Here is a 26,907-nt window from a genome sequence, read left to right as displayed (position 1 = left end):
TGGAGAACATGCTTCTGCGCACCTATACGGATTGGAAAATAAGTTTATCGGTCATTAATGCGAAGCGTTATCGCCTTCGTGTGTTTTATGCCGTTAGTGGGGGTATAGACCTTGTCCTTGCTGAAGACGCGGGTAATCGCAAATATGAAAAAAATTTCGCAGCGTAACTAAATTTTACTGTTCCTGAGCCGATAGAAGATGCGAGAGGAATCTCAACATAATAAAGAAATCGATGCCCGGAGAGGTGTTCAACCATGTCCCGGTGCCAATCTCAGGCCGAGACCTGTCTTGATTCTCTGCATCCCCGTTAATCTCATAAAAAGAAACGTTAACGTTTCACGAGAGGCACATTGTGCAATTTTTGAAAAATATCACCATCAGGGCAGCCTTGTTATGGATCCTTGGCGTTTTTTGCGTCATGTGGGCCTGTGTTGCAATCTATACCGTCACATCACTTAACTCCTTGACGAAAAACGCCGAAATCAATGTCGCATTGGTTAATGATTTGACACTGATACACCGAGGCAGTGACCAGTATTTCCGTTCACAAACCCGTTTGACCCGCGCTATGGCACTACTTCAGAGCGACCCCAGCAAAGGTCCTGAAATCTTTGACAACGCAAAGCTGGCAATCACTAACATGACGCAGGCGCTGACGGCATTTAGGAACGCCCCTCATCCTGGGTTAGACGATGCGATTGTTCAGGAGCTACTCACTGATTGGTCAGCACTGGCGGAGCAGGGCGCTAGGCCACTGTTTAATGCCGCCAGCAGTAGAAACTTTGAAGCCTACAAGCAGATTGCAAATGTGTCTGTGGTGCCGCTGAGTGTCAAATTTGGCGCTACGGTCGAGAAGGCGAACGGCCTGATCGCCGTCGCGTTACAAAAATCGGAACAACAATCCAGTCATCTGACCCAGGTGAGCAAAATCATCCTGTTGACTGCGTTTGGCCTGGGCATCGTGATTTTGTTCCTGACCGATCGCTACCTTGTGATGGCTTTGGTGAATCCACTCAACAAAATCCGTGACCAGTTTGCGGTTATTGCCCGTGGTGATCTGACGCATGATTTGGAAGAGTTCGGCAAAAACTGTGCTGGCAAACTGATCCCGTTGCTTAATGCCATGCAGGCCAGTTTGATCAATACCGTGCAAACCATCCGTAACTGCACCAACAATATTTATCAGGGAGCCTCGGAGATTTCCGCTGGCAACAATGATCTCTCCTCGCGCACCGAACAGCAGGCATCGGCTCTGGAAGAGACGGCAGCCAGTATGGAGCAGCTCACCGCGACCGTGAAACACAATGCCGACAACGCCCATCACGCCAGCCAGTTGGTCGTGGATGCGTCAGCTACCGCACGTAAAGGCGGGAGTATCGTGGCGGATGTGGTCAGTACGATGAAAGAGATCTCCGGCAGCTCGAAGAAGATTGCGGAGATCACCTCAGTCATCAACAGTATCGCCTTCCAGACCAACATCCTGGCGCTGAATGCTGCTGTAGAAGCCGCGCGAGCGGGTGAGCAGGGGCGCGGTTTTGCCGTGGTTGCCAGCGAAGTGCGTAATTTAGCGCAGCGCAGTGCGCAGGCTGCCAAAGAGATCGAGCAGCTGATCAGCGAGTCAGTTTCAAGGGTCGACAGTGGCTCGAAACTGGTGGAAAACGCCGGTTCGACCATGGATGACGTGGTTCGCTCAATCACCCACGTCACCGATATCATGGCTGAAATTGCCTCGGCATCAGATGAGCAGAGTAAAGGAATCAGTCAGGTTGCTATTGCGGTGACACAAATGGACAGCGTCACCCAGCAGAATGCTGCGTTGGTAGAGGAAGCCTCACAGGCCGCTATTTCACTGGAAGAGCAGGCTGCATTGCTCAACAACGCCGTGGCAACCTTCAAGTTGAAAGACCATGTTTCCGGGGTTAACCAGAAGAAACCGGCTGCCCATAAATCGCCGTTGTTACGCCCGGATATCGAGCTGGCAGGTGGCAGAAGTACAGAAAATTGGGAAAAATTTTAACAAAGAAGTGACGAAGAATAGCCAGAGATGAAAAACAGGCGGGTACCGGCAACGGCTACCCGCTTTCAACCTTATCCGTCACGCTGCCTCAGCATGCGTTACCCTGATGCAACATGAGCGATTTTGGATAGTGGGGATCGATCTTTAGCTTTGCTGATTCAGATGCGCCAGCAGCATCTCTTCAATCAGTTCGCTACGACTAATATTGCGTTCTTCCGCCAGCTTGTTGAGTGTATCAACCGCCTCGGCGTTCATTTTCAGCTCTACGCGTCGCAAGCCACTCGCTTTATCGCGGCGCAGCTGGTTACGCTTGTTGATCCTGAGCTGTTCATCACGGGAAAGCGGATTTGTTTTTGGACGCCCTGGACGGCGGTCATCTGCGAACAGATCAAGCGTCGTGCGATCCAGTTGTTCTTTTGCCATAGGTAGCGGTACAACCAGGGAAGTTACATCGGAAAACGGCAAGCCGTTTCAGACGATTGCCTTACACATTTCGGGCTAATAAACCCTAACCCCATTTACCCCTCGCACCGTGTTATACAACATAACGCGAGGCGGCAAAATTTCAGCGCGCAATCATACCCCAGCCATACCGGGGTTCACAACGGTTAAAAGCCCGGAATTATGGCTAAGTGACTAAGTTATGCAGCCTTTTTGCACAATTTATCCCCAGCTTATCCCACATCAGGCTTCATCGATGAATCGGTGTACAGCACGCAGTACCGCTTCCGGTTTTTCTGCGTGTACCCAGTGACCGGTTCCGGCCACCACATGCGCGCGCGCCAGCGGAAATTGGCTGGCAATAGCATCACGATATTTATCCTGAACGTAAGGCGATAAACCGCCACGGATAAACAGCGCCGGATGCGGCCACGCGGGGAGGGTCTCCCAGCCAACGATTTTTTCATACTCCGCCATCAGCACCGGCACATTAAAACGCCACTCACCTTGCTGGAACGATTTGAGCAGGAACTGAATCACCCCTTCTTCTTTTATAACGTCACGCATACAGGCAGCAGCGGCACTGCGATCATGAAGACCTGCCTCGGTCACCGCGTTGATGGCGGCAAAAATCTCATCGTGGCGACGCGTCTGGTAATCCACCGGTGCGACGTCAATCACCACCAGTTTCGCAATGCGCTCCGGCGCCAGCGCCGTCATGGCCATCGCGGCTTTACCGCCCATGGAGTGGCCGATAACAATGGCTTTTTGGATACCCACATCATCCAACGTTTCCAGTAAATCCTGCGCCATCGCGGCATAAGACATGTCGTCAGACCGTCCTGACTGGCCGTGATTACGCATATCAACCTGCAACACGCTATGCTGTTGTTTCAGGTCGCGAGCCAGCACGCCGAGGTTATCCAGCGTGCCAAACAGACCGTGGACCAGCAAAACCGGTAGGGTTTTACTATCAGGTTGGGCGGATTCTTGCAGACGATAATGTAATTTCATGGTGAAGTTCATGCAGATAAACAATCTCATTAGGTTATCATGAGTGGCGGATAATTTTTAAAATGGAAAGTTTTCTGCCTGATGCCTGAGCGGGATTTCACTACGTGGAGAAGAACAGGCCGGGGCCAGCATGCAGCGAAAGGTAATAATTCTGCTTTTTGCTTCGCGGCACAATTCCCCTGTTCGTAAACGCGTAGAAATTTGTATAATCCTTTTGAACAAATTAAGTAGAAAAAACAGTACTGGAAAAAGATGAAAACTATTGAGGTTGACGAAGAACTCTACCGTTATATTGCCAGCCATACGCAGCATATCGGTGAAACTGCGTCGGATATTTTGCGCCGTATGTTGAAGTTTTCTGCCGGTCAGGAAGTGAAGTCCACACCTGCCGTTGCGGGTTCGCCGGTTTCAGGTGCCGCTGCCCAGGAAAAAGCGCCTGCCGTTGCCGCCAACACCGCACGTGACAAAGTGCGTGCCGTGCGTGAACTGCTGCTGTCTGACGAGTACGCAGAGCAGACCAAAGCGGTGAACCGTTTCATGCTGATTCTGTCTACGTTGTATTGCCTGAATCCTAAAGAATTCGCTGCCGCGACAGATTCCCTTCGTGGCCGCACGCGCACCTATTTCGCCGGTGACCAGCAGACCCTGCTGCAAAACGGTATCCATACCAAACCTAAACACGTTCCTGGAACGCCGTATTGGGTTATCACCAATACCAACACAGACCGCAAACGCAGCATGATTGAACACATCATGCAATTGATGCAGTTCCCCGCGGAACTGACTGACAAAGTGTGCGGTACACTCTAATTTCAGCGTCAGGGAGAAGCGCCAGTGGCCAATAACCCCCGTGCAGGGCAACCTGCTCAGCAAAGCGATTTGATTAATGTGGCGCAGTTGACGTCACAATATTACGTCCTGCAACCGGACCCGGCGAATACTGCTCATGCGGTGAAATTCGGCACGTCCGGCCACCGTGGCAGCGCAGAGCGCCACAGCTTTAACGAAAATCACATTCTGGCGATTGCTCAGGCGATTGCCGAAGTGCGTAAAGAGCAGGGCACCACCGGCCCGTGCTACGTGGGGAAAGATACCCATGCGCTGTCTGAGCCCGCCTTTATTTCTGTGCTGGAAGTGCTGACCGCCAACGGCGTTGACGTTATCGTGCAGGAAGAGAACGGCTTCACGCCGACGCCTGCGGTATCGCACGCGATCCTGACGCACAACCGTAAAGGTGGCGCGAAGGCCGATGGTATTGTTATCACTCCATCGCACAACCCGCCGGAAGACGGTGGCATTAAATACAATCCTACCAATGGCGGACCGGCGGATACCGATCTGACTTCGGTGATTGAAAAACGTGCCAACGCCCTGCTGGCCGCCAAACTGGCCGGCGTACAGCGCCAGACGCTGGATGCGGCCTGGAAAAGCGGACACCTGACAGCGATTGATTTGGTCCAGCCTTACATTGAGAGTCTGGGCGAAATCGTTGACATGAAAGCCATCCAGAAAGCGGGCCTGAAGCTCGGTGTGGATCCGCTCGGCGGTTCTGGTATCGAGTACTGGAAACGCATCGCCGCGCATTACCAGCTGGATCTTACGCTGGTGAATGACTCCGTCGATCAGACTTTCCGTTTCATGCATCTCGACCACGACGGCGTGATCCGCATGGACTGCTCGTCTGAATCGGCCATGGCCGGTCTGCTGGCGCTGCGTGACAAGTTTGACCTTGCCTTCGCTAATGACCCTGACTACGACCGCCACGGTATCGTGACGCCTGCTGGCCTGATGAACCCGAACCATTATCTGGCGGTGGCGATTCAGTATCTGTTCCAGCACCGTCCGCAGTGGGGCAAAGATGTTGCCGTCGGCAAAACGCTGGTTTCCAGCGCGATGATCGACCGTGTGGTTGAAGATTTGGGCCGCAAGCTGGTGGAAGTGCCGGTGGGCTTCAAATGGTTCGTTGATGGTTTGTTCGATGGCAGCTTCGGATTTGGCGGCGAAGAGAGTGCGGGTGCTTCGTTCCTGCGTTTCGACGGCACACCGTGGTCCACCGACAAAGACGGCATCATTATGTGTCTGCTGGCGGCGGAAATCACAGCGGTTACCGGTAAGAATCCGCAGGAGCATTACAACGAGCTGGCAGCCCGTTTCGGTGCCCCAAGCTACAATCGTATTCAGGCACCCGCGACCCACGCACAGAAAGCGGCGTTGTCTAAACTCTCCCCTGAACAGGTGAAAGCTGACACTCTGGCCGGTGACCCTATCACCGCCCGCCTGACCAACGCACCGGGTAATGGCGCGTCGATCGGTGGTCTGAAAGTGATGACCAAAAACGGCTGGTTCGCCGCGCGTCCGTCCGGTACTGAAGAAGCTTACAAGATCTATTGTGAAAGCTTCCTTGGTGCAGAACATCGCGAAAAAATTGAGAAAGAAGCCGTGGATATCGTCAGCAAAGTTCTCGCCGACGCCAAATAAATCGCATTTTGCATCTGCGCAGAAACACGCTGAATTATCAGCGTGTTTCTTTTAGACATAATGCGGGGATATTTACATTATTGTTCGGATTATTATTTGCAATAGAATCTGTAAAGTACTGATGAAGAAATGGATATTTCAACTTAAATCAAAAGTAGCCGGAAAGAAAACATGGACGATAAAAAATTCAGTCGGATGATAGAAATTGCGAAAATAATAGTCTCTATTACAGTTCCTGTAATGATAGGGGTTAGTGGTTTTTTTGTACAGCAGAGTATTACGAAATTCCAGTCAAAACAACTTATTGAAAAGGAAATCTCTGCAAAACTAGCGGACAGGCGATTGACGGTTTATGACCAGATAAAACAGCCATTGAATCAAATTTACTGTTATATAGAAGAAGTGGGTGACTGGGAGAATATATCGGTCAGTGAAATAAAAAAAACAAGACAAAATATTAACGCCATCATGTACTCTAATAGAGCCATTTGGTCTCCTGAAACATTCCGTCTCTACTCAGAATATATTGATAATATTGCTTTTCAGATTAGTGACGCTGGAGTTAATGGCAGGATTAACGCAGAAATAAATCAGGCACGATTGCGTTCTTCAGGGTGGAATGAAGAAGCCCGCACTTTACTTACCGGCTATAAATCTGCGAATCATCACGAAATATACCAACAGCTAAATGATTCTTTAGCAGCGGACCTGATGTTAACAAATCACCTTCCTATGTAATGTAATGCCAGCTTCAACGTTGTTCAGATTTAATGCCTGATTGTCAGGCAAAAAACATCAGAGCCTGTTAATGATTACCCTAAGGCAGAAAACGGTAGCCGACACCCGTTTCGGTCAGCAGATGACGCGGGCGGGTGGCATCGGCTTCCAGCTTCTGGCGCAGATGCCCCATGTAAATACGTAAATAGTGGCTATGTTCGACGTAATTCGGCCCCCAGACGTGGCTCAGTAGCTGACGCTGGGTGATCACTTTACCGCTGTTGGCCAGCAGTTCAGCCAGCAGGCGAAATTCAATCGGTGTCAGGTGACAATCTTCCCCGTTTCGCTGTACGCGACGGTTGATCAGATCCACCGTGACGTCAGAAAAGGTCACCAGCGGGCTTTCCTGTGAGCTGCCCGCATGACGGCGCAGCGCGACGCGCACCCTGGCCAGTAACTCGCCGACGCCAAACGGCTTAGTCAGGAAGTCATCGGCCCCGGCATCCAGTGCGGCAATTTTGTCCTCTTCGCTGGTACGTGCCGACAGCACGATCACCGGAATGGCGCTCCAGTGACGCAAATCGCGAATGTACGTCAGGCCATCACCGTCCGGCAAACCGAGATCGAGAATAATCAGGTCCGGTTTGCGGGTGCCGGCTTCAATCAGCCCGCGTTGCAGCGTATCGCTCTCGAACACGCGCAAACCTTCCCCTTCCAGCGCTGTGCGGACAAAGCGCCGGATCTCTTTTTCATCTTCAACAATCAAAATATTAATGGGGGATGCAGTCACAGTTCCTCGTTAATGTCAGTGTCCATCTCAGGCAATTTTTCCAGCGGCAGGCGAAAACGGAAACGTGCGCCGCCGTTCGGGCCATTCTCGGCCCAAATGCGTCCGTCGTGTACATCAATAATGGCACGACAAATCGCTAATCCCAAGCCCACACCCGGTATTGCGGATTCTTTATTGCCGCGAGAGAATTTATCGAAGATGGCGCGTTCAGCGCCGGGTGCGATCCCCGGCCCGTTATCCCACACTTCCATCTCCAGCCAGTCGTCCAGCGGCGTGGCCCGGATACCGATGACGGCCCCTGCGCCCGCATATTTATGGGCATTTTCCAGCAAGTTGATAAACACCCGTTCAATCAGGCTGCCATCGCAATTGACCAGCAACAGCTCCGGCGGTAGCTCGATTTTTATCTCATGGGAGCTGAGCACGGTTTCCAGCATACGCAGGGCGCTGCCGACGATCTCTTCCACCGACTGCCACTCTTTGCGCAGATTAAACCCACCGGACTGGATGCGCGCCATATCCAGCAGATTATTCACCAGCCGGGTGGTGCTGAGCACCTGTTGGCGGATCTGATTGGCTTGCGGCGCATGTTTTGACCCTTCGGAGGCTAAATCCAGCGTCAGGATCTCTGCCTGACCAAACAGCACGGTCAGCGGCGTACGTAAATCATGGGAAAGCGCCGAAAGCAGTGAATTGCGCAGCTGTTCGCGCTGGGCATCGAGCCGGGCGGTTTCTGCGCGGGCCGACAGGTGCAAGCGATCGAGGGCGTTGGCGATAAGTACCGTAAAGGTCTGCAACAGACGTTGCTGTTCCGGCACCATCAGCTGGCGAACGTTGGCCGGCTCCACCGCCAGCAGCCCGCGCGACTGGCCGGAAGCCACCAGTGGCAGAAGCTGATAGGGCACGCCCGCGAGCGTGTCGGTGCCGGCACCGGCGGGCATCTGTTTGTCAAAACTCCAGCGGGCAATGGCGTCATCCACCACGATACTGGTGCCTTCATCTGATCCCGCTGGCTGCAAACTGCCATTCTCTTGTGGCAGTAAGACCGCCGTTTTGGCATGCAAACTCGATGAGATAAAGTGACGGCTGGTCTGCGCAATGGCGTCCGGCGTCAGCGCCTGACTCAGCCCTTTTGACATCTCATAAAGATGCTGTGCCCGCTGCTCGCGATGGCGGGCGATACGCGCCTGATAGCGCACACCGGCGGTCAGATTACCGATCAAAATGCCGACAATCAGCATCACCGCAAAGGTCACCAGATATTGCGCGTCAGTTACCGCAAGCGATCCGCGCGGCTGCACGAAGAACAGATCAAAGCTGACGACGTTGATCACCGCCGCCAGCGCCGACGGCCAGCGGCCATAAAACAGCGCCACGATCACCACGCCAAGCAGATAGACCATCACCAGGTTAGCCTGATCAAAGGCCGGAACCAGCCACTGGGAAAACAGCGTGATCATCGCGCACAGCGCCACGGCCAACGCGCAGCCCTGAAGCTGACGACTGAATTTTTCCGCGAAGGTGCGGGCATCGTGTTCTTTGCGTGTGGTGACCGGCGGGGCGTCTTCCAGCCCGACAATCACCAGATCCAAATCCGGTCCGATACGCGCCAGCCGGTCGGCAAAACTGCCACCCATTCTCCAGCGCTGCTCTTTGCGGCGGCCCATTATAATCTTGCCCAGCCGATGTTCACGGGCGTAGCGTAAAATAGCCTGATCTTCCTGCGGGTCGGAGAGGGTGGCGGTTTCAGCGCCCAGTTCCTGAGCCAGTTTCAGCGTGCGTAAAATTGCGCGCCGCTGGCCTTCAGGCAGGCGGTGCAGGCGCGGTGTTTCGACATAAACCGCGTGCCAGACGCAACCCAGACGTGCCGCCAGACGGGATGCCACGCGCACCAGTTTTTCATTACCGCCGCCGTGTCCAATACACAGCAGCAGCGCGTCGCGGGTATGCCACACGCGGTGAATGCCACGGTCGTCGCGGTATTCGCGCATCTGGTCATCAACGCGGTCGGCGGTGCGGCGCAGCGCCAGTTCACGCAGGGCAATCAGGTTACCTTTACGGAAGAAATGTTCGATAGCCCGCTCGGCCTGACCGGGAATATAAACCTTGCCCTCTTTCAGGCGCTGGCGCAGGGAGTCAGGCGGAAGATCCACCAGCACCACTTCAGTGGCATCATCAAACAGGCGGTCGGGCACGGTTTCACGAATGAGGATGCCGGTGACGCCGCTGACCACGTCATTCAGGCTTTCCAGATGCTGGACGTTGACAGTGGTGAACACGTCGATGCCCGCGTCGAGTAACTCTTCAATATCCTGCCAGCGTTTCGGATGGCGCGAACCCGCTGCGTTACTGTGCGCCAGTTCGTCCATCAGAATCAGCGCCGGATGGCGGGCGAGGGCGGCATCGAGGTCGAACTCCTGCACCAGACGCCCACGATGCTGAATGCGTTTTGGCGCGAGCTGGCTCAGACCCGGCAACATGGCTTCGGTCTCTGCGCGCCCATGGGTTTCCACCACGCCTATCAGCACGTCCAGACCCGTGGCGCGCAGCCGCTGCGCTTCCTGCAACATGGCGTAGGTTTTCCCGACGCCCGCGCAGGCACCGAAAAAAACCTTCAGTTGCCCGCGTGGCTTCTCATTGGCCAGTGCCAGCAGACTGTCGGGGTCAGGTCTGTGTGATTCTTCCACCATGATGATCCTTGTTTTATAGAAAGCCGAACGGGCGCAGCATGTTGTGCCTTCCGGGAGATCTCTCCGAAAGGTACAGCGTGTTGCACCCTGATCTGACAATGTGAGTTCGAACAAATTACTGCGCTTTCACCTGATCCAATGCATGGTTCAATTGAACCACGTTCACCACGGTCGGGCCGAGGAAATTCACCAGCGGCGAGACGGTATTATCATCAATCAGTTTAGTCACTTGCGCCACCGTTAAACCACGGGCGCTGGCAACGCGCTGGGCTTGCCACTGTGCGGCTTCCACCGAGATTTGTGGGTCTAAACCACTGCCGGACGCGGTCACCAGATCCACCGGCACCTGTGGCGAACTTTGTGGATTTGCCAGACGCAGTGCCGCCACGCGATCCGCTACGGCTTTGTCCAGCGCCGGATTGCTCACTGCCAGATTGCTGCCGCCGGACGCCATCGCGTTGTAGGGGGTGTCGGATGTCGCCGACGGACGTCCCCAAAAATAGTTGTTGTGGGTAAAGTTCTGACCAATCAGTTCAGAGCCTATCAGCTTATCTCCCTCCAGAATCAGTGAACCTTCCGCTTGTTGATGGAACAAGGCGGTGGAGATCCCGGTGGTGATCAGCGGGTAAACCACCCCGGTCGCCAGCGTCAGTAATACCGTCATCACAATGGCCGGACGGATATAACTGTGACGTGTATTTCTCATTGTCGTAACAGACATGTGCATTGTCCTCAAAGAAAGCTTAGCTCAGGTGTAATACAGTCAGGATCACGTCAATTAGCTTGATACCTGCGAACGGCACCAGCAATCCACCTACGCCATAGATCCACAGGTTACGACGCAACAGCGACGCGGCACTCATGGCTTTATAGCTCACGCCTTTCAGCGCCAGTGGGATCAGGAACACAATCACCAGGGCGTTGAAAATAACCGCTGACAAAATGGCGGATGACGGTGAATGCAGATGCATCACGTTCAGCGCATTGAGCTGCGGATAGGTTGCCGCGAAGGCCGCCGGAATGATGGCGAAATACTTGGCAACGTCATTGGCAATACTGAAGGTGGTCAGCGAGCCGCGCGTCATCAGCATCTGTTTACCGATGTGCACCACTTCGATAAGTTTGGTCGGGTTGGAATCCAGATCGACCATGTTGCCGGCTTCTTTCGCCGCCTGCGTACCGGAGTTCATGGCAACCGCCACGTCAGCCTGCGCCAGTGCCGGGGCATCGTTGGTACCGTCGCCGGTCATTGCCACCAGGCGACCTTCTGACTGGTACTGACGAATCAGGGCCAGCTTGGCTTCCGGCGTGGCTTCAGACAGGAAATCATCCACACCGGCTTCAGCGGCAATTGCTGCGGCGGTCAGACGGTTATCCCCGGTGATCATCACCGTTTTGATACCCATCTTACGCAGTTCGGCGAAGCGCTCTTTAATGCCACCTTTAACGATATCCTTCAGCTCGACCACGCCAAGCACCCGGGCATCTTCCGCCACCACCAGCGGTGTTCCGCCTTTGCGGGCCACGGTTTCCACCAGGCCTTCGATGGCCAGCGGGAAGCTGCCGCCGTTGGTTTCCACGTGACGACGAATGGCATCGACAGACCCTTTACGAATGCTGCGATCCCCGATGTTCACGCCGCTCATGCGGGTTTGCGCCGAGAAGGGCACGAAAGTGGCGTTCAGCGAATGAATATCACGTTCGCGCAGGTTAAAGCGCTGTTTTGCCAGCACCACAATACTGCGGCCTTCCGGTGTTTCATCGGCCAGCGAAGATAACTGTGCGACATCGGCCAGTTCCTGTTCCGTCACCCCAGGTGCGGGCAGGAACTGCGATGCCTGGCGGTTACCCAGCGTGATGGTGCCGGTTTTATCCAGCAGCAGCACATCCACGTCACCGGCTGCTTCGACCGCACGGCCGCTGGTGGCGATCACGTTGGCTTCCAGCATACGGCTCATACCCGCCACCCCGATGGCCGACAGCAGACCGCCGATGGTGGTTGGGATGAGACAAACCAGCAGCGCCACTAACACAGTAACGGTTACTGGCACGCCGACATGGCTGGCGTCAACGCTGAACAAGGAGAATGGATACAACGTGGCCGTTGCCAGCACAAACACCAGCGTCAGCGCCACCAGCAGAATGGTCAGCGCCACTTCGTTTGGTGTTTTGCGACGTTTGGCGCCTTCCACCATGGCGATCATCCGATCAAGGAAGGTATCGCCTGGGTTAGCCGAGCACTGCACCACCAGCCAGTCAGACAGCACACGGGTCCCGCCGGTGACGGAGGAGAAGTCACCGCCGGACTCGCGGATAACCGGTGCAGACTCACCGGTGATGGCGCTTTCATCAACTGACGCACCGCCGACTAACACTTCACCGTCGCACGGCACGGTATCACCGGCTTCGATCAGTACCATGTCGCCTTTACGCAGGGAATCGGCGGCCACTTTGATCACCGGTGATTCCGGGCGGGGTTCATAAATCTTCTTCGCCCAGCTGGTTTTCTGCACCCCTTTCAGGCTCTGTGCCTGCGCCTTACTGCGGCCTTCGGCCAGGGCTTCGGCAAAGTTGGCGAACAGCACGGTAAACCACAGCCACAGCGACACGCTGCCGGTAAACCCGGCGCTGCCGTCGGTTTGTTTGAAAAGAATAGCCAGCCAAATCATCGTGGTCAGAATACTGCCGAGATAAACCACGAACATTACCGGATTGCGCCACTGGACGCGGGGGTCCAGTTTCTTCACCGCGTCGAGCAGGGCGGTGCGGATGAGGCGCGAATCAAACAGCGCACGTTTCTTACGAGTCATTTTCTTAATCTCACTGTTCATGAATTCAACGGGGTCAAGGCATTACTGCGTGGACCACACCTGCAAATGTTCCGCCACCGGACCGAGGGCCAGCGCAGGAACGAAGGTCAGCGCACCGACCAGCAGAACCGTACCGACCAGCAGGCCGATGAACAGCGGGCCAGACGTTGGCAGTGTTCCGTTACCGGCTTTCTGGCGTTTTTTCGCAACCAGTGAACCCGCGATGGCCAGGACCGGTAAAATCACCCCGAAGCGACCGAAGAACATACATACGGCTAACAGTACGTTGTAGAACGGTGTATTGACGCTCAGGCCGCCGAAGGCGCTGCCGTTGTTGTTGGCGGCTGAAGAGACGGCATACAGCACTTCGCTGAAACCGTGTGCGCCAGGGTTAGCAATACCGGCGCGACCTGCATCAGTGACTAATGCCAGCGCGGTGCCGAGCAACACCAGTGTCGGTGTGACCAGAATCGCCAGCGCGGTCATCTTCATGTCGTAAACGTCAATCTTCTTACCGAGATACTCCGGTGTGCGGCCGATCATCAGACCGGCGATAAACACCGTCAGCAGCACGAACAGCAGCATGCCGTACAGACCTGAACCCACACCGCCGAACACCACTTCACCAATTTGCATCAGCCACATCGGCACCATTCCGCCGAGTGCGGTGAAGGAGTCATGCATGGCGTTAACTGCACCGCATGACGCCGCCGTTGTGACCGCCGCAAAGAAGCTGGAAGCCAGAATGCCGAAGCGACTTTCCTTACCTTCCATATTGATATTGCTGGTGGCACCGAGTTGGGTGAGGTGCGGGTTACCCTGCAATTCGGCGTACATAATGACGACCACTGACACCACGAAAATGATCGACATCGACCATATCAGCGCATGGCCCTGACGGTTGTCGCCGACCACGCGGCCAAAGGCGAAGCATAGCGCGCAAGGGATGAGGAAAATCGCCAGCATCTGCACCATGTTGCTCAGTGCGGTTGGGTTTTCAAACGGATGAGCCGAGTTAGCCCCAAAGAAGCCGCCGCCGTTAGTCCCGAGCATTTTGATCGCTTCCTGCGAAGCCACCGGCCCCATTGGCAACGTTTGTTGCAAGCCTTCGAGCGTGGTGACGTGCTGATAAGCTTCGAAGTTTTGCAGCACGCCCTGGCTGACAAAGAACACCGCGATCAGCAACGCTATTGGGATCAGCAGATAAATGGTAATGCGCCACAGGTCAGTCCAGGCGTTACCAATGGTCTGCGCGGAAGGACGTGCAAAAGCACGGATCAGCGCAAAGGCCACGGCAATCCCGGTGGCGGCGGACAGGAAGTTTTGTACTGTCAGGCCAACCATTTGGCTCAAATAGCTCAGCGTGCTTTCACCGCTGTAGGCCTGCCAGTTGGTGTTGCTGACAAAACTGATGGCAGTATTAAAGGCCAGGTCCCAAGACAAACCGCCAAAGTTCTGCGGGTTGAGGGGGAGCGAGCCTTGCGCCATCAGCAGCGCCATTAAAATCACAATCCCCAGAATGTTGAAAACCATGATGGCCAGTGCATATTGCCACCAGTTCATCTCGGTCTCGGCGCTCCCCGCCGTGCGTAATATCCCGCGTTCAAACCCTTGTAAAAATGCGACGGGCCGACCTTCAATCAACTGAGCAATAAAATTGCCCAACGGTTTTGAAAGCAGCAATAGCACCAGCATAAAGCTGGCGATGAGTAAGAATGCCGAAGCTGCCATTTAAAATTCCTCCGCATTCAGCAAGGCATAAACCAGATAGCCGAGCAGCAAAAGAACCAGCAGTGCGCCGCAGATTACGCCAACAGTCACAGTCCACCTCCACAGGTGTGTTTTTTATGTTGCAGCGAGAATAGGAAAACGCGGGAAAAGATCCTGAAAAGATAAGGGCTTCAGGTGTAAAAAAAGTATAAAAATCCCGTCGCCCTTCGAGTCGTCTCTGCGTTGGCTACGCTTACTCACCCCAGTCACTTACCTAAGTAAGCTCCTGGGGACTCGCTCCCTTGCCGCCTTGATACAACGCGAATAGCCCGGGATTTGGCTTAGGAGAATAAATAATGGGTTTAACTTATTTTTCATTGTTGAAACATAAAGCTGTGTTTATTTAACTTTTTCGTAACTTAATTACAGTCATAACCAAAAAGTGGCGTTTTTTTATGCTTTAAGTGGTCAGATGAGTAGTAAACTTTCATCTATTGCGGTAAAATTTTGTTCAATTTACAGGTTCCGTGAGTTTCGAAATCCACCTTAAAACTTTCCGAAAGGAGCAACGCTATGTCTGATTACACGCCGTATACGCTGACCCGCATCATCACCCGCCGCGCTCTGGTACTGGCCGCTGGTCTGCTGGTATTACCGGTTATGCTTTTCCGTCAGGACCGCGCCCGTTTTTACAGCTATTTACACCGTGTCTGGCTGAAAACCAGTGATAAACCGGTGTGGCTGGCACACGCAGAGGTCGCGGCGCAAGAGTTCTACTAAATCCACGTCGTCCTTGACGCTACAGCGGTGTTAGCTTCGCGCACTCACCCGAATCACTGACTTGAGTCAGCTCATCGGGGTTCATGCACTTGCTGCCTTGCTGTATGGCCAATGACTTAGTGGATTCCAGAGTTCCAGCTTTTCAAATCCTTTCTTAAACCCCGGTTAACTGACCGGGTTTTTTTATTGTCTGAACACAAAACCTGTACAACATTATTTTATTGTATAACTTATACTGAATCATACCGGGCGTTGATGAGTCTATCTTCAGCCCTTTTTCCAGATGAACATAGGGAGTCGCCATGAGTGAACATATTCCGATTGGGATCAGCGCCTGCCTGTTGGGGGAAAATGTCCGTTTTGATGGCGGCCATAAGCGGCTGGCGTTTGCCGTCGAACAGCTGGCGCCTTATGTCCGTTTCGACGCGATTTGCCCGGAGATGGCCATCGGCCTGCCGACGCCACGGCCGGCACTGCGTCTGGTGCGGCAGGGCGAGGGCGTCGCCATGCGGTTCAGTAATGATGAAACCATTGATATTACAGAGCAAATGCAGACCTACGCCGAAAAACGTACCGAACCACTCGGTCATTTATGCGGATACATTCTTTGTGCCAAATCGCCAAGCTGCGGTATGGAGCGCGTGCGGGTGTACAGCGCCAACGGTAAAGATGGGCAAAAATGCGGGGTGGGTATTTATGCCGCGGCGCTGATGAAACGCTTTCCCTGGTTGCCGGTGGAAGAAGATGGGCGCCTCAACGATCCGGTATTGCGTGAGAATTTTGTCGAGCGGGTGTTTGCGCTGTATGAACTAAATCAGCTGCGCACCAGCGGTTTGACGCGCGGCAAACTGATGGCTTTCCACAGCCGTTATAAACTTTCGCTGTTGTCGCACTCCCAGCCGCAGTATCGGGAGCTGGGTCGTTTTGTGGCCAGTATGGAGGAGTGGTCATCGCTGGAGGACTATTTCATTGAGTACCGCCAGCGGCTGATGGATTTGCTGCAACACAAGGCCACGCGGCGTAACCACACCAACGTGCTGATGCACGTACAGGGCTATTTCCGTCGCCAACTGAACGCACATCAGCGGCAGGAACTGACTCAGCTCATCGACCGCTACCGTCAGGGGGTACAGCCTTTACTGGCACCGATCACCTTGCTGAAACACTACATGTCGGAGTACCCGGATGCCTATCTGGCCGGGCAACGCTATTTCGAACCGTATCCTGAAGCATTAAGACTCAGGTACGGACACTAAATATAAGGAGCTTTATGACCACGCATCTGGTCTGGTTTCGCAACGACCTGCGTATTACCGACAACCGTGCGCTGCACGCCGCCTGCGAAGACCCGCAGGCGAAGGTGATTGCCGTGTTTGTCGCTACGCCAAAACAGTGGGAAAGCCATGTGATGGCACCCCGTCAGGCGGCGTTTATCTACCAGCATTTGCAGGCGTTGCAGGCTTCTCTGAGTGGGCGTGGTATAGCGCTTTTCTATCATCAGTGTGATGACTTCGCGGCCAGCCAGCGCTGGCTGAAAGATTTCTGCCAGCAGCAGCACGTCGATACGCTGTTCTACAACAAACAGTATGAAATCAATGAGCGCGAGCGTGATGCCGCGCTCGAAAACGCCTTGCAGGAAAGCGTCATTACCCGCAGTTTTGACGACAGCCTGCTGTTGCCGCCCGGTTCGGTGACGACCGGTGAAGGCACGATGTACAAGGTCTATACGCCGTTTCGCCGCGCCTTTCTTGAACGGCTGGCGGAGTCCGACAGCCGTTCACTGCCTGCGCCGAAAGCCCGCGATATTGACGGCGACGTCACCATGCACCCGCTGACGCCTTTTGATATGCCGCAGCAGGAAATAGGCGACGATTTCCCGGTGGGTGAAGACGCTGCACGCGAGCGCCTGCGCACCTTCTGCCGTGAAACCGTGCAGGATTATCTTGAGCAGCGGGACTTGCCCGCCGTGGACGGCACTAGTTCGCTGTCGCCTTATCTGGCCACCGGCGTGTTGTCGCCGCGCCAATGTTTCAACCGCCTGCGCACTGAGTGCCCGGAGGTGCTCGATCGCCGTGACGGTGGCGCGTTCGGTTGGCTCAATGAGCTGGTGTGGCGCGAGTTTTACCGCCATCTGCTGGTAGCCTGGCCGACATTGTGCAAACACCAACCGTTTATTGCCTGGACCGACAACGTGCGCTGGCGGCATGCGCCGCAAGATTTGCAGGCCTGGAAAGAGGGTAAAACCGGTTATCCGATTGTCGATGCTGCCATGCGTCAGCTCAACGCCACCGGCTGGATGCACAACCGGCTGCGGATGATTGTCGCCAGTTTCCTGGTCAAAGATTTGCTGATCGACTGGCGCGAAGGTGAGCGCTATTTCATGTCGCAACTGCTCGATGGTGATCTGGCGGCCAACAACGGCGGCTGGCAGTGGGGGGCTTCTACCGGTACGGACGCCGCGCCTTATTTTCGCATCTTCAACCCGACGACCCAGGGCGAGCGCTTTGATAAGGCCGGACGTTTTATTAAAGCCTGGGTGCCGGAATTGACCGATGTCCCAGAAAAGCATATTCATCAACCGCATCAATGGGCTGAGAAACTTCATCGCGTGCTAGACTACCCGACGCCGGTTATCGATCACTCCCACGCCCGCAAAGACACGCTGGCGGCGTTCGAATCGGCAAAACGAGGGAGTCAGCCAACGGGCTGACCACCAACAGCAATCTTCACCACACACGGAGCGATGTGATGAGAAATACAATGTTGGCGCTGATCCTGGCGTGTTCGACCAGTCAGGCAATGGCCGGTTTTGACGTGGTGGCGCTTGGCGTTCACGGCGGCGTGGAGGAGGGAAACCTCACTTCGTATTTGATCCGCAGCAACGATGAAAAACTGTATTTCGGACTGGATGCTGGCTCGGTTTTGCCGGGCATCAGCAAGGCACTGGAAAAAGGCGCCTTTCCGCAGGTGACGGTAGCAAACTCAGCTCCTTATACCCCGCAGGGCGCGGTATTCCGCAATCTGATCGGGGGTTACTTCATCAGCCACGGCCATTTGGATCACCTTGCCGGGCTTATCATCAGCTCCCCTGAAGACAGCCACAAACCGATTTATGGAACGGCAGATACCATCGGTACCCTGCGTCAGCACTACTTCAACGGCAAAGTGTGGCCTAATTTCACTGATGCGGGCAGCGGTTTGCGTATTGGCACCTACCGGCTGAATGCGCCGCGTCCAGCCCAGCGTTTCTCCATTGGTCTGACCGGTTTGGATGGCATTATTTACCCGCTCAGTCATGGCGGTACGCCATCAAGTATGATTCTGCTCAGCCGTAACAATGAGTCGTTCGCGTTCTTTGGTGATACCGGCCCGGATCAAGTTGAGAAAGCGAAAAATCTGGAGGCGGTCTGGCGGGTGCTGGGGGATGAGGTCAAGGCCAGGCGTCTGAAGGGAATGATCATCGAAACCTCTTATCCTGACGGCGTGCCGGACAGCCAACTGTTTGGGCATTTAACCCCGGAATGGTTACTGAAAGAGCTGAAAGTATTCGAAATCGCCAGCGGCGGTACCGGTTCACTAAAAGGCCTGACCGTGATTATCAGCCACGTCAAACCGAGCCTGAAAGCCGGTGTCGATCCTGAAGCGGAGATCGCCCGCCAGCTGGAAAAAGGCAACGATCTCGGCGTGAAATTTGTCAGGATGCAGCAGGGCGATAAGATGGAATTTTAATCAACGTTTGATCCCCTTCTGAGTCTGATTTTTCCGGAAAATCAGACTCAATATTGACCCAACTATAATTGAGACTATTCCGAATCAATTATGGAGAAAGTAACCGCTCATTTTTGGCCTGCAGCCATCAATTATGGATGAAGTGTTAAGAATGCGTCAGGGTGAATGACAATTCCTGACGGCAGATAAAAATTTCCCGCCGTACTATTCCCTGAGTTTATTCGAACTCTATAATTTCGATGCCAGGGAAGAATCGTGAAAAAAAATACCGCTGTTTCCGTCTCATCATTATTATTAGTGAGCTTATTATCTGGCTGTCAGTCGAATGCCGATCAATATGCCGCTGATGTTTTTACGCCTGGTCAGCTAAATGCGCCACAGGAAACGCGCACGGTGAATATTCTTTCTGTGCTTCCGGCAAAAATAGCCGTTGATAATACGGATAATCATAATACAGCGGTGCTGGTCGGAACCGTCATTGGCGCCATCGCCGGGGGCGTTGTCGGCTTCGCATTGGGCAGCGGTGGTGATCTGGCGACAGCCGGCGGTGCGGTAGGTGGCGCAACGATTGGCGCGGTGACAGGCTCGACGGTGAATACCCGTAATATCGTGGAAGGGGTAAGTCTCAGCTATAAAGATGACACTAAAATATTTACTTCCGTGCAGGCCGGACGTGCTTGTCAGTTCACCACGGGTCTGGCAGTGGTCTTTATGACACAAAAGAATGAAACCCGTATTCAGCCCAATAGCACCTGCCCGGTAAATAAATAAGGGAATATGATGAAGAAATTAGCACTGTTACTTATTAGCGCTCTTATTTCGCCGGTTGCCGTATATGCCGCCGACGTACAGCAACAATTATCTAATGTAGCTCAGGCCGAAAATCAGGGGCTGGTGGAACAACAGGCACGTTGGGACGATTATGACGCCCGTGTCGATGCCTATTATCAATATCGCGAAGCCGAGCGTAATAAACGTATTGCGGCTGCAAATGCCCGGGCCAGGGCGCGGGAAACGGAGCGTCTGAAAGATAAAAGCCGGGATCAGAATTACGAGGATCAGTTGCGTGCGTTGAATATCGACAAACAGAAGCTGGAATTGCAGCAACTGGCCGCGCGGACGGCACATGAAAATGAATTTATCGCCCAGGATCTTAAACAGCAGGCGGCACAAACGGATGTAACGCAGTCGCAGGCGGATGCCAACCGGAATCTGTCGCAGGGGAAACAGGCGCAGATGATAAGCGAAGGGAAGGCGCAGGAGGTCAAAGCCGGCAAGTGGTTCAACTGACCATCAGGGACTCCGATGCCGCAACTTCAATTATTTAGGGGATCTATCTGGCTTACGTTATCCTTTTATCATGTTGACTGAATACCGGATTTGCCATGAACAATCTCCAGCTAGAAGCCCTGATCAATCAAAAACTTGACGTAAATAACTTTCAGGATTACGCACCGAACGGTTTGCAGGTGGAAGGCCGCGCTGAGGTGCGTCGCATTGTCACCGGTGTGACGGCATCTCAGGCCTTGCTTGACGCGGCAGTGGAGCATAAAGCGGACGCTATCGTCGTTCACCACGGTTATTTCTGGAAAAATGAACCGGCGGTGGTGCGCGGCATGAAGCGAAATCGTCTGAAAACGCTGCTGCTCAATGACATCAATTTATATGGCTACCATTTGCCACTCGACGCGCATCCGCAACTGGGTAATAACGCCCAGCTGGCAAAAATGTTCGGCATTCAGGTACAGGGTGAAGTGATGCCGCTGGTGCCTTACGGTGAGCTGGAAGTGCCGATGACCGGAGAGGCATTGCGCCAGCGGATAGAAGTGCTGCTTGACCGAAACGTTCTACACAGTTCTCAGGGCGGGCCGGACGAGATCCGCCGCGTAGCATGGTGCTCCGGCGGCGGACAGGGCTTTATTCAACAGGCCGCAGAGTTTGGTGTTGATGCCTTTATCAGCGGTGAAGTCTCTGAACAAACCATTCATATCGCCCGCGAAATGGGCCTGCATTTCTATGCCGCAGGCCATCACGCCACGGAACGTTATGGCGTGAAAGCGCTCGGCGAGTGGCTGGCTGCCGAGCACGGGTTTGAGGTCAAATTTATCGACATCGATAATCCGGCGTAAAAGGCTATTTTATTTGCTTCTCTGTTGCAGACGGCGCTTCTTCCGGGGCGCTGTCTTCTAGTAGGGTAAAAGCGCGTTGCAGGCCGGTATCGGCATCCGGGTCAGCACCCTGCGGTGCAAACGGGCTCTCCGCTTCGGTTTCTTCCGGTGACGCATTGTCATTGATGACGTCATTAGCGGCGGCATCTTCACTGGCCATTTCCGGCGCGGGCATGGTGTCCTGAATCAGTTGCTCATCAAACGCTGGATTCAGCGCCGGTGACAGCGGTGAACTGCTCAGGCTGTCCGGCATGGCAATATGCGGCAGAGGGGCATCTACGGCCATGACCCTCTCCTCTTCTTTGGCTGAAGTCCGGCTCAGCGCTACAATCCCCGCCCCACACAGCGCAAAGAATGCATACAGAATATTACCGCCGAGGGGTTCAATCAGCGCACCGACTGCCAGTGGCCCGATACAGGCTCCGACGCCAAACGCCATCAGCAGACAGGCGGAGAGCGACACGCGGCGCTCCGGTTCAATCATGTCATTCGCCAGCGCCACCACCAGCGGATAGAGCGTAAATTGCATCAGGCTGACCACAAACCCGATGCCCAGCAGCACCGGGAAAGAGATGTGCGTCAGGACCGCCAGCGGCAGAGCGGCCACCGCCAGCAGGATGGCGTTGATGCGCATCAGCATGTTGCGGTTATAGTGATCCGACAGCCAGCTCAGTGGGAACTGTGCCAGCAGCCCGGCGAAAATCGCCAGTGCCATAAACAGACCGGTTTGCTGAGTGGTGAATTCCTGCTGGCTGGAGTAAATCGGTGCCAGACCATAAAACGAGCCGACCACCATGCCAATCAGCAGAGTGATCGCCAGCACTTTAGGAATGGCATTGATAAAGAATTTCAGCTCCATTGGGGCCGGGGACATATGCCCGACATTGGTTCGCGTGGTCAGGGCAATCGGCACCAGACAAAGGGCGAAACAGAGCGCGATGATGATAAGTGTGCTGATCCCCAGACCGTCGCTGAGCATCAGAACGATCTGGCCAAGTGCCATGCCGAGATAGGACGCCACCATATAAAAGCCAAACACCACACCGCGCTGGGCCGATTCGGCCTGATCGTTCAGCCAGCTCTCCAGCACCATATATTGCACCATCATGCACAGACCGATGATCAACCGCAGTACAACCCACACCGGGATGATGTCGGTTAAACCATGGCCGAGCACGGCGGCGGTGATAATCCCCGAACAGGAGACGTAAGCGCGGATATGGCCGACGCGGGCAATCAGGATATGGCCGATTTTGCCGCCAATCACCAGCCCTGCGTAGTTGGCCGCAATGATCGCCCCGATCATTGCGCCGCTGACGTGAATGGCTGATAGCCGTAAAGAGATGTAGGTCGTGAGTAAGCCGGAGCCGAGCAGCATCAGCAGCGTGGTGGTGTATAGCGGAAAAAACAGTACCAGCGGCTTCTTCAATCTCTTCCCTTCGTACTTGAATTTGCAGCGGCGTTCGCTGCACTCAAGAATCCGAATCACTTACTTCAGTAAGCTCATCGGATTCTTTCCCTTGCTGCCTTGTTGCAACTCCAATTACTTGGGTTGAGAAAACAGCGATATAGGGGAGAGTAGCAGTTGAAACCCAGTGGCGAAACCCAAAGGGCTGGAAACAGGGGGCTGGCGAGTTGACATCGTCGGTCCGTTTCCCGCATAACTGTTTCCAGTCTAACGATTTTCTTTTGGTGGATTTCTATCACCACCCTCTTTTCTTAGGAGTGTTTTGTGCAACGAGCACGATGTTATCTGCTGGGTGAACGCGCAGTCGTACTGGAGCTTGAGCCGCCGGTTTCTTTGGCGAGCCAGCAACGGATCTGGGGTCTGGCGCAGCGTTTGCGAGACCGCCAGGCTTATCCGGCAATCCGTGAAACCATTCCCGGCATGAATAATTTGACGGTGTTGCTGGCCGATGCGCAAAGCTCCGCGCTGGATGCTATCGAACGTTTACAGCGCTGGTGGGAAGAGAGCGAGGCGATCGAACCTGAGTCGCGGCTGATCGAGATCCCAGTGGTGTATGGCGGCGGCGGCGGCCCTGATCTGGCGTTTGTCGCGCAGCACACCGGCATGAGCCCGCGTCAGGTGGTAGAGATGCATGCCGGCGCCGAATACATCGTCTACTTCCTGGGCTTTCAGCCCGGTTTTCCTTACCTCGGCGGTATGCCTGACGCGCTGGTCACTCCCCGCCACGCGGAGCCGCGTCTGGCGGTGCCTGCCGGTTCTGTCGGCATTGGTGGTAGTCAGACAGGGATTTACCCGCTAATCACCCCAGGCGGCTGGCAGGTGATCGGTCATACGTCGCTTGTCATGTTTGATCCGCAAAAATCCCTGCCAACCTTGTTGTGTCCCGGCGACAAAGTACGCTTTGTGCCGCAGAAGGAGGGCCTATGTTAAACATTATTCGTGCGGGGATCTTCACCACTGTGCAGGATCTGGGCCGCAGTGGTTACCGCCAGTTGGGCGTCAGCCAGACCGGCGCGCTGGATGCCCCTGCGCTGCGCATCGGCAATTTGCTGGTGGGGAATGACGAGAACGCGGCAGGGCTGGAAATCACCCTCGGCCAGTTCAGCACTGAGTTCAACCGCGCAGGCTGGATTGCGCTGACCGGTGCAGGGTGTCACGCCGAACTGGACGGCCAGTCGCTGTGGACCGGCTGGCGTTATGCGGTAAAACCCGGTCAGATCCTGACCATGAAAACCCCAATGCGGGGCATGCGCAGCTATCTGGCGGTCTCCGGCGGCATCGATGTCCCTGAAGTTTTAGGGTCGCGCAGTACCGATCTCAAAACGGGTTTCGGCGGCCTGGATGGGCGTCCGCTGCGCGATGGCGATCATTTGCCGGTCGGCAACGTATGGCAGGAACCCAAACAGTCGAATGGCATTAAACAGCTGCTGTTCGGCAACCGTGTTCGCGCTCTGCCTGGGCCGGAGTATCAGGAGTTTAGCGCGGAATCCCGCGACGCCTTCTGGCGCACGTCGTGGCAACTCAGCCCGCAGAGTAACCGCATGGGTTACCGCCTGCACGGTCATGCGCTTAAACGTGAAACCGGCCGTGAAATGTTATCGCACGGGCTGTTGCCGGGCGTGGTGCAGGTGCCGCACGGCGGCCAGCCGATCGTGCTGATGGCTGATGCCCAGACGACCGGCGGCTATCCGCGTATTGCCTGCGTGATTGAAGCGGATTTATACAATTTGGCACAAATCCGTCTGGGCGAGCCGGTGCATTTTGTGAAGTGCTCGCTGGACGACGCGCAAACGGCGCTACGTGAGCAGCAGCGTTTTATCGATCAGGTAAAATGGGGTCTGCATGAGTGTTAAAACCACGGTGGATCTCAACGCCGATCTTGGCGAAGGCTGCGCCAATGATGAAGCACTGTTGCAGTTAGTCAGCTCCGCTAACATCGCCTGCGGGTTTCACGCCGGTGATGCGCAGACTATGCAGCAATCGGTTCGCTGGGCGCTGAAATATAACGTGGCGATTGGCGCGCACCCGAGTTTCCCTGACCGCGAAAACTTCGGGCGTACTGCCATGCAGCTGCCGGCGGAAATGGTTTTCGCGCAGGTGGTGTATCAGCTCGGCGCGCTGGCAGCACTCTGTCATGCTGAAGGTGCAAAAATGGTTCATGTCAAACCGCACGGTATGCTTTACAACCAGGCGGCGACTGACCCAAAGCTTGCGGAAGCTATCGCCCGTGCGGTGTTTAGCGTTGACCCAACATTACGGCTGGTGGGGTTGGCGGGCAGTGAATTGATCCGCGCCGGTGAACGTTTGGGCCTGACAATCCGTCAGGAAGTGTTTGCCGACCGCCGTTATCAAAGCGACGGTACGCTGGTGCCGCGCAGCCAGCCTGATGCGCTGATTGAACGCGATGAACTGGCCTTACAGCAAACGCTGATGATGGTGAAGCAACAGGCGGTTATCAGTCGTGACGCGGTTCGCGTTCCGGTACAGGCCGATACTGTCTGCCTGCATGGTGACGGTGAACACGCGCTGGAATTCGCCCGCCGCTTACGCGACGCGTTTCGCGAGCAGGATATTTTGGTCAGTGCAGGCTAATCTTATAAAAAGTATCAGGAGAGGCTATGCGTAAAGTTCTGGTTACCGGATTTGAACCCTTTGGCGGTGAACGTCTTAATCCGTCATGGGAAGTGGTGAAGCAACTGGAGGATCTGGAACTCTCAGGTGCGCGCATTGTGATCCGCCAGCTTCCCTGTGTGTTTGGCAAAGCCATTGATGCGCTGAATGTGGCGATTGATGAAGTTGACCCGGTGATGGTGATTGCGGTGGGGCAGGCGGGAGGTCGGGCTGATTTCAGCGTTGAGCGCGTAGCGATTAACGTTGATGACGCGCGGATTGCTGATAACGAAGGCAACCAGCCCGTCGATCGACCGATTGTCAGCGATGCCCCGGCGGCTTATTTCTCGCAGTTGCCGATTAAGGCGATTGTTAACGGTTTACGCGAAGCGGGGATCCCTGCCACTGTCTCGCAAACGGCGGGGACCTATGTCTGCAATCACGTGATGTACGGGCTGTTGCATCGTCTGGCGCAGCCGTCGTGCAAAGTGGTGAAGGGCGGGTTTATTCATATTCCGTATCTGCCTGAGCAGGCGGCGGCGCACCCCGGCCAGCCGAGCATGTCGGTGAAAACCGTGCTTGAGGCCCTTGAACTGACCATCGCGATTGCCCTGCATACCGAGCAGGACTTACGGGTGGCGGAGGGCGCAACGCACTGATGCCTGAAGGTCCTGAAATTCGCCGCGCCGCCGATTTGCTGGTGCGTGCGGTGGTCAATAAACCGCTCACGGATGTCTGGTTTGCGTTTCCCTCGTTGAAGCCTTACCAGTCAGCCCTCAGGGGCACTAAAGTCACGTCAATAGAAACCCGTGGCAAAGCGCTGCTGACGCACTTTTCCAACGGCCAGACGCTCTACAGCCACAATCAGCTGTACGGTGTCTGGCGGGTGGTCAACGCCGGTGAACTCCCTAAAGAAACCCAACGTTCTCTGCGGGTGAAACTGGAAACTACCGATGGGTCCATCCTGCTGTACAGCGCGTCAGAGATCGGTATTTACGAGACAGCCGAGATCGAAAATCATCCGTTCCTGCAACGTATCGGCCCGGACGTACTGGACGACACTCTGACCGTCGCGCAGGTCCGTGAGCGGTTACTTTCTCCTAAGTTCTGCAACCGTCAGCTCGGCGGTATGCTGTTGGATCAGGCGTTTCTGGCCGGGTTGGGGAATTATCTGCGGGCTGAGATCCTGTGGCTGGCAAAATTGTTGCCGGGGCATAAACCAAAAGAACTGAATGATACCGAGCTTGATGCGCTGGCCGATGCCTGTTTGTCCGTCGCCCGTTTGTCGTACGCCACGCGCGGCACGATGGATGAAAATGTGCACCACGGCGCACTCTTTCGCTTCAACGTCTTTGGGCGCACCGGGAAACCCTGCGAGCGCTGCGGCGATCCGATAGTCAAAGGCAGTGTGTCATCGCGGCCCTTCTTCTGGTGCCCGGTTTGTCAGGTGTAGAGGATTGAATGCAAAGAAAAAGGCACCCGAAG

Annotated in this window: 25 protein-coding genes; 16 read left to right on the top strand and 9 right to left on the bottom strand. The window is 54.8% G+C overall.

From position 1 onward, the window contains the following. Positions 1–352: 352 nt before the first annotated feature. Positions 353–2,017 (top strand): methyl-accepting chemotaxis protein, encoded by a 1,665-nt coding sequence (locus EAH77_RS03835; RefSeq protein ID WP_140470496.1) that lies wholly within the window; start codon positions 353–355, stop codon positions 2,015–2,017. Positions 2,018–2,161: 144 nt separating this feature from the next. Here EAH77_RS03835 and ybfE read toward each other — a convergent pair whose 3' ends face one another. Both ybfE and ybfF read right to left on the bottom strand, forming a co-directional pair. Next, positions 2,162–2,440: a LexA regulated protein gene (gene ybfE, locus EAH77_RS03830; RefSeq protein ID WP_140470495.1), complete on the bottom strand. Its 279-nt coding sequence runs from the start codon at positions 2,438–2,440 to the stop codon at positions 2,162–2,164. Positions 2,441–2,701: 261 nt separating this feature from the next. Then, positions 2,702–3,484, bottom strand: coding sequence for an esterase (gene ybfF / locus EAH77_RS03825; RefSeq protein WP_140470860.1), 783 nt, complete (start codon positions 3,482–3,484; stop codon positions 2,702–2,704). A 240-nt stretch (positions 3,485–3,724) separates the two neighbouring features. Between ybfF and seqA the strand changes: the two genes are divergently transcribed. The 3 genes from seqA (at position 3,725) to EAH77_RS03810 (ending at position 6,688) form a co-directional block, all read left to right on the top strand. After that, complete coding sequence (gene seqA, locus EAH77_RS03820) at positions 3,725–4,282, top strand: replication initiation negative regulator SeqA (RefSeq protein WP_140470494.1); 558 nt, start codon at positions 3,725–3,727, stop codon at positions 4,280–4,282. A gap of 24 nt (positions 4,283–4,306) precedes the next feature. After that, the gene (gene pgm / locus EAH77_RS03815; protein WP_140470493.1) at positions 4,307–5,950 is read left to right on the top strand and encodes a phosphoglucomutase (alpha-D-glucose-1,6-bisphosphate-dependent); all 1,644 of its coding nucleotides are present in this window, start codon (positions 4,307–4,309) and stop codon (positions 5,948–5,950) included. Positions 5,951–6,121: 171 nt separating this feature from the next. Next, complete coding sequence (locus EAH77_RS03810; protein WP_140470492.1) at positions 6,122–6,688, top strand: hypothetical protein; 567 nt, start codon at positions 6,122–6,124, stop codon at positions 6,686–6,688. A 79-nt stretch (positions 6,689–6,767) separates the two neighbouring features. Here EAH77_RS03810 and kdpE read toward each other — a convergent pair whose 3' ends face one another. The 6 genes from kdpE to EAH77_RS03780 form a co-directional block, all read right to left on the bottom strand. Beyond that, positions 6,768–7,457 (bottom strand): two-component system response regulator KdpE, encoded by a 690-nt coding sequence (gene kdpE / locus EAH77_RS03805; RefSeq protein WP_140470491.1) that lies wholly within the window; start codon positions 7,455–7,457, stop codon positions 6,768–6,770. Continuing rightward, positions 7,454–10,147 carry a two-component system sensor histidine kinase KdpD gene (kdpD, locus tag EAH77_RS03800; protein ID WP_140470490.1) on the bottom strand — a complete coding sequence of 898 codons (2,694 nt, stop codon included), beginning with the start codon at positions 10,145–10,147 and terminating at the stop codon, positions 7,454–7,456. The genes kdpE and kdpD overlap by 4 nt, the downstream gene beginning before the upstream one ends. A 115-nt stretch (positions 10,148–10,262) precedes the next feature. After that, on the bottom strand, positions 10,263–10,868 hold the full coding sequence (gene kdpC / locus EAH77_RS03795) for a potassium-transporting ATPase subunit KdpC (protein ID WP_194150474.1): 606 nt from the start codon (positions 10,866–10,868) through the stop codon (positions 10,263–10,265). 22 nt (positions 10,869–10,890) lie between these two features. Further along, complete coding sequence (kdpB, locus tag EAH77_RS03790; RefSeq protein WP_140470489.1) at positions 10,891–12,957, bottom strand: potassium-transporting ATPase subunit KdpB; 2,067 nt, start codon at positions 12,955–12,957, stop codon at positions 10,891–10,893. 42 nt (positions 12,958–12,999) lie between these two features. Continuing rightward, positions 13,000–14,688: a potassium-transporting ATPase subunit KdpA gene (gene kdpA / locus EAH77_RS03785; protein ID WP_140470488.1), complete on the bottom strand. Its 1,689-nt coding sequence runs from the start codon at positions 14,686–14,688 to the stop codon at positions 13,000–13,002. After that, positions 14,689–14,778: a K(+)-transporting ATPase subunit F gene (locus tag EAH77_RS03780; protein WP_100937756.1), complete on the bottom strand. Its 90-nt coding sequence runs from the start codon at positions 14,776–14,778 to the stop codon at positions 14,689–14,691. A 462-nt stretch (positions 14,779–15,240) separates the two neighbouring features. Here EAH77_RS03780 and EAH77_RS03775 point away from each other — a divergent pair, with 462 nt between their 5' ends. The 7 genes from EAH77_RS03775 (at position 15,241) to EAH77_RS03745 (ending at position 21,305) form a co-directional block, all read left to right on the top strand. Continuing rightward, on the top strand, positions 15,241–15,447 hold the full coding sequence (locus EAH77_RS03775; protein WP_140470487.1) for a DUF2517 family protein: 207 nt from the start codon (positions 15,241–15,243) through the stop codon (positions 15,445–15,447). A 302-nt stretch (positions 15,448–15,749) separates the two neighbouring features. Then, positions 15,750–16,703 (top strand): YbgA family protein, encoded by a 954-nt coding sequence (locus tag EAH77_RS03770; protein ID WP_140470486.1) that lies wholly within the window; start codon positions 15,750–15,752, stop codon positions 16,701–16,703. A 14-nt stretch (positions 16,704–16,717) separates the two neighbouring features. Then, positions 16,718–18,157: a deoxyribodipyrimidine photo-lyase gene (phrB, locus tag EAH77_RS03765; protein WP_140470485.1), complete on the top strand. Its 1,440-nt coding sequence runs from the start codon at positions 16,718–16,720 to the stop codon at positions 18,155–18,157. 38 nt (positions 18,158–18,195) lie between these two features. Continuing rightward, positions 18,196–19,176 (top strand): MBL fold metallo-hydrolase, encoded by a 981-nt coding sequence (locus EAH77_RS03760; protein ID WP_140470484.1) that lies wholly within the window; start codon positions 18,196–18,198, stop codon positions 19,174–19,176. Between the two features lie 255 nt (positions 19,177–19,431). Next, positions 19,432–19,947 (top strand): hypothetical protein, encoded by a 516-nt coding sequence (locus EAH77_RS03755; RefSeq protein WP_140470483.1) that lies wholly within the window; start codon positions 19,432–19,434, stop codon positions 19,945–19,947. Between the two features lie 9 nt (positions 19,948–19,956). After that, a complete protein-coding gene (locus tag EAH77_RS03750) occupies positions 19,957–20,466 on the top strand; it encodes a DUF5384 family protein (RefSeq protein WP_140470858.1) in 510 nt (169 codons plus the stop codon). A gap of 95 nt (positions 20,467–20,561) precedes the next feature. After that, a complete protein-coding gene (locus EAH77_RS03745; protein WP_140470482.1) occupies positions 20,562–21,305 on the top strand; it encodes a type 2 GTP cyclohydrolase I in 744 nt (247 codons plus the stop codon). 4 nt (positions 21,306–21,309) lie between these two features. On the opposite strand, the gene EAH77_RS03740 is transcribed toward EAH77_RS03745, so the two are convergent. Further along, on the bottom strand, positions 21,310–22,773 hold the full coding sequence (locus EAH77_RS03740) for an MFS transporter (protein WP_140470481.1): 1,464 nt from the start codon (positions 22,771–22,773) through the stop codon (positions 21,310–21,312). A gap of 303 nt (positions 22,774–23,076) precedes the next feature. Between EAH77_RS03740 and pxpB the strand changes: the two genes are divergently transcribed. Genes pxpB through nei form a run of 5 tightly spaced genes read left to right on the top strand, consistent with a single transcriptional unit; the run spans position 23,077 to position 26,875 of the window. Beyond that, positions 23,077–23,742, top strand: a complete 666-nt coding sequence (gene pxpB / locus EAH77_RS03735; protein ID WP_140470480.1) for a 5-oxoprolinase subunit PxpB — start codon at positions 23,077–23,079, stop codon at positions 23,740–23,742. Continuing rightward, on the top strand, positions 23,736–24,665 hold the full coding sequence (gene pxpC / locus EAH77_RS03730; RefSeq protein ID WP_140470479.1) for a 5-oxoprolinase subunit PxpC: 930 nt from the start codon (positions 23,736–23,738) through the stop codon (positions 24,663–24,665). The genes pxpB and pxpC overlap by 7 nt, the downstream gene beginning before the upstream one ends. After that, a complete protein-coding gene (gene pxpA / locus EAH77_RS03725; RefSeq protein WP_140470478.1) occupies positions 24,655–25,404 on the top strand; it encodes a 5-oxoprolinase subunit PxpA in 750 nt (249 codons plus the stop codon). The genes pxpC and pxpA overlap by 11 nt, the downstream gene beginning before the upstream one ends. A gap of 26 nt (positions 25,405–25,430) precedes the next feature. Next, positions 25,431–26,081, top strand: coding sequence for a pyroglutamyl-peptidase I (pcp, locus tag EAH77_RS03720; protein ID WP_140470477.1), 651 nt, complete (start codon positions 25,431–25,433; stop codon positions 26,079–26,081). Further along, positions 26,081–26,875 carry an endonuclease VIII gene (nei, locus tag EAH77_RS03715; protein WP_140470476.1) on the top strand — a complete coding sequence of 265 codons (795 nt, stop codon included), beginning with the start codon at positions 26,081–26,083 and terminating at the stop codon, positions 26,873–26,875. The genes pcp and nei overlap by 1 nt, the downstream gene beginning before the upstream one ends. Positions 26,876–26,907 lie beyond the last annotated feature (32 nt).

This window comes from Ewingella americana, from assembly GCF_006438725.1.
In the GTDB taxonomy this organism is placed as follows: domain Bacteria; phylum Pseudomonadota; class Gammaproteobacteria; order Enterobacterales; family Enterobacteriaceae; genus Ewingella; species Ewingella americana_A.
The sequence above is the reverse complement of the archived record's forward strand: the minus strand, read 5'-3'. Positions and strand labels throughout refer to the sequence as shown.

What these genes read in the sequence shown, in the direction of transcription:
- kdpB (WP_140470489.1), bottom strand. Translation starts at nt 12,957, where the DNA reads ATGACTCGTAAGAAACGTGCGCTGTTTGATTCGCGCCTCATCCGCACC.
- kdpA (WP_140470488.1), bottom strand. Translation starts at nt 14,688, where the DNA reads ATGGCAGCTTCGGCATTCTTACTCATCGCCAGCTTTATGCTGGTGCTA.
- seqA (WP_140470494.1), top strand. Translation starts at nt 3,725, where the DNA reads ATGAAAACTATTGAGGTTGACGAAGAACTCTACCGTTATATTGCCAGC.
- ybfE (WP_140470495.1), bottom strand. Translation starts at nt 2,440, where the DNA reads ATGGCAAAAGAACAACTGGATCGCACGACGCTTGATCTGTTCGCAGAT.
- pxpC (WP_140470479.1), top strand. Translation starts at nt 23,736, where the DNA reads ATGTTAAACATTATTCGTGCGGGGATCTTCACCACTGTGCAGGATCTG.
- ybfF (WP_140470860.1), bottom strand. Translation starts at nt 3,484, where the DNA reads ATGAACTTCACCATGAAATTACATTATCGTCTGCAAGAATCCGCCCAA.
- nei (WP_140470476.1), top strand. Translation starts at nt 26,081, where the DNA reads ATGCCTGAAGGTCCTGAAATTCGCCGCGCCGCCGATTTGCTGGTGCGT.
- EAH77_RS03770 (WP_140470486.1), top strand. Translation starts at nt 15,750, where the DNA reads ATGAGTGAACATATTCCGATTGGGATCAGCGCCTGCCTGTTGGGGGAA.
- pcp (WP_140470477.1), top strand. Translation starts at nt 25,431, where the DNA reads ATGCGTAAAGTTCTGGTTACCGGATTTGAACCCTTTGGCGGTGAACGT.
- EAH77_RS03760 (WP_140470484.1), top strand. Translation starts at nt 18,196, where the DNA reads ATGAGAAATACAATGTTGGCGCTGATCCTGGCGTGTTCGACCAGTCAG.
- EAH77_RS03810 (WP_140470492.1), top strand. Translation starts at nt 6,122, where the DNA reads ATGGACGATAAAAAATTCAGTCGGATGATAGAAATTGCGAAAATAATA.
- EAH77_RS03775 (WP_140470487.1), top strand. Translation starts at nt 15,241, where the DNA reads ATGTCTGATTACACGCCGTATACGCTGACCCGCATCATCACCCGCCGC.
- EAH77_RS03750 (WP_140470858.1), top strand. Translation starts at nt 19,957, where the DNA reads ATGAAGAAATTAGCACTGTTACTTATTAGCGCTCTTATTTCGCCGGTT.
- pxpA (WP_140470478.1), top strand. Translation starts at nt 24,655, where the DNA reads ATGAGTGTTAAAACCACGGTGGATCTCAACGCCGATCTTGGCGAAGGC.
- kdpD (WP_140470490.1), bottom strand. Translation starts at nt 10,147, where the DNA reads ATGGTGGAAGAATCACACAGACCTGACCCCGACAGTCTGCTGGCACTG.
- phrB (WP_140470485.1), top strand. Translation starts at nt 16,718, where the DNA reads ATGACCACGCATCTGGTCTGGTTTCGCAACGACCTGCGTATTACCGAC.
- kdpC (WP_194150474.1), bottom strand. Translation starts at nt 10,868, where the DNA reads ATGTCTGTTACGACAATGAGAAATACACGTCACAGTTATATCCGTCCG.
- EAH77_RS03745 (WP_140470482.1), top strand. Translation starts at nt 20,562, where the DNA reads ATGAACAATCTCCAGCTAGAAGCCCTGATCAATCAAAAACTTGACGTA.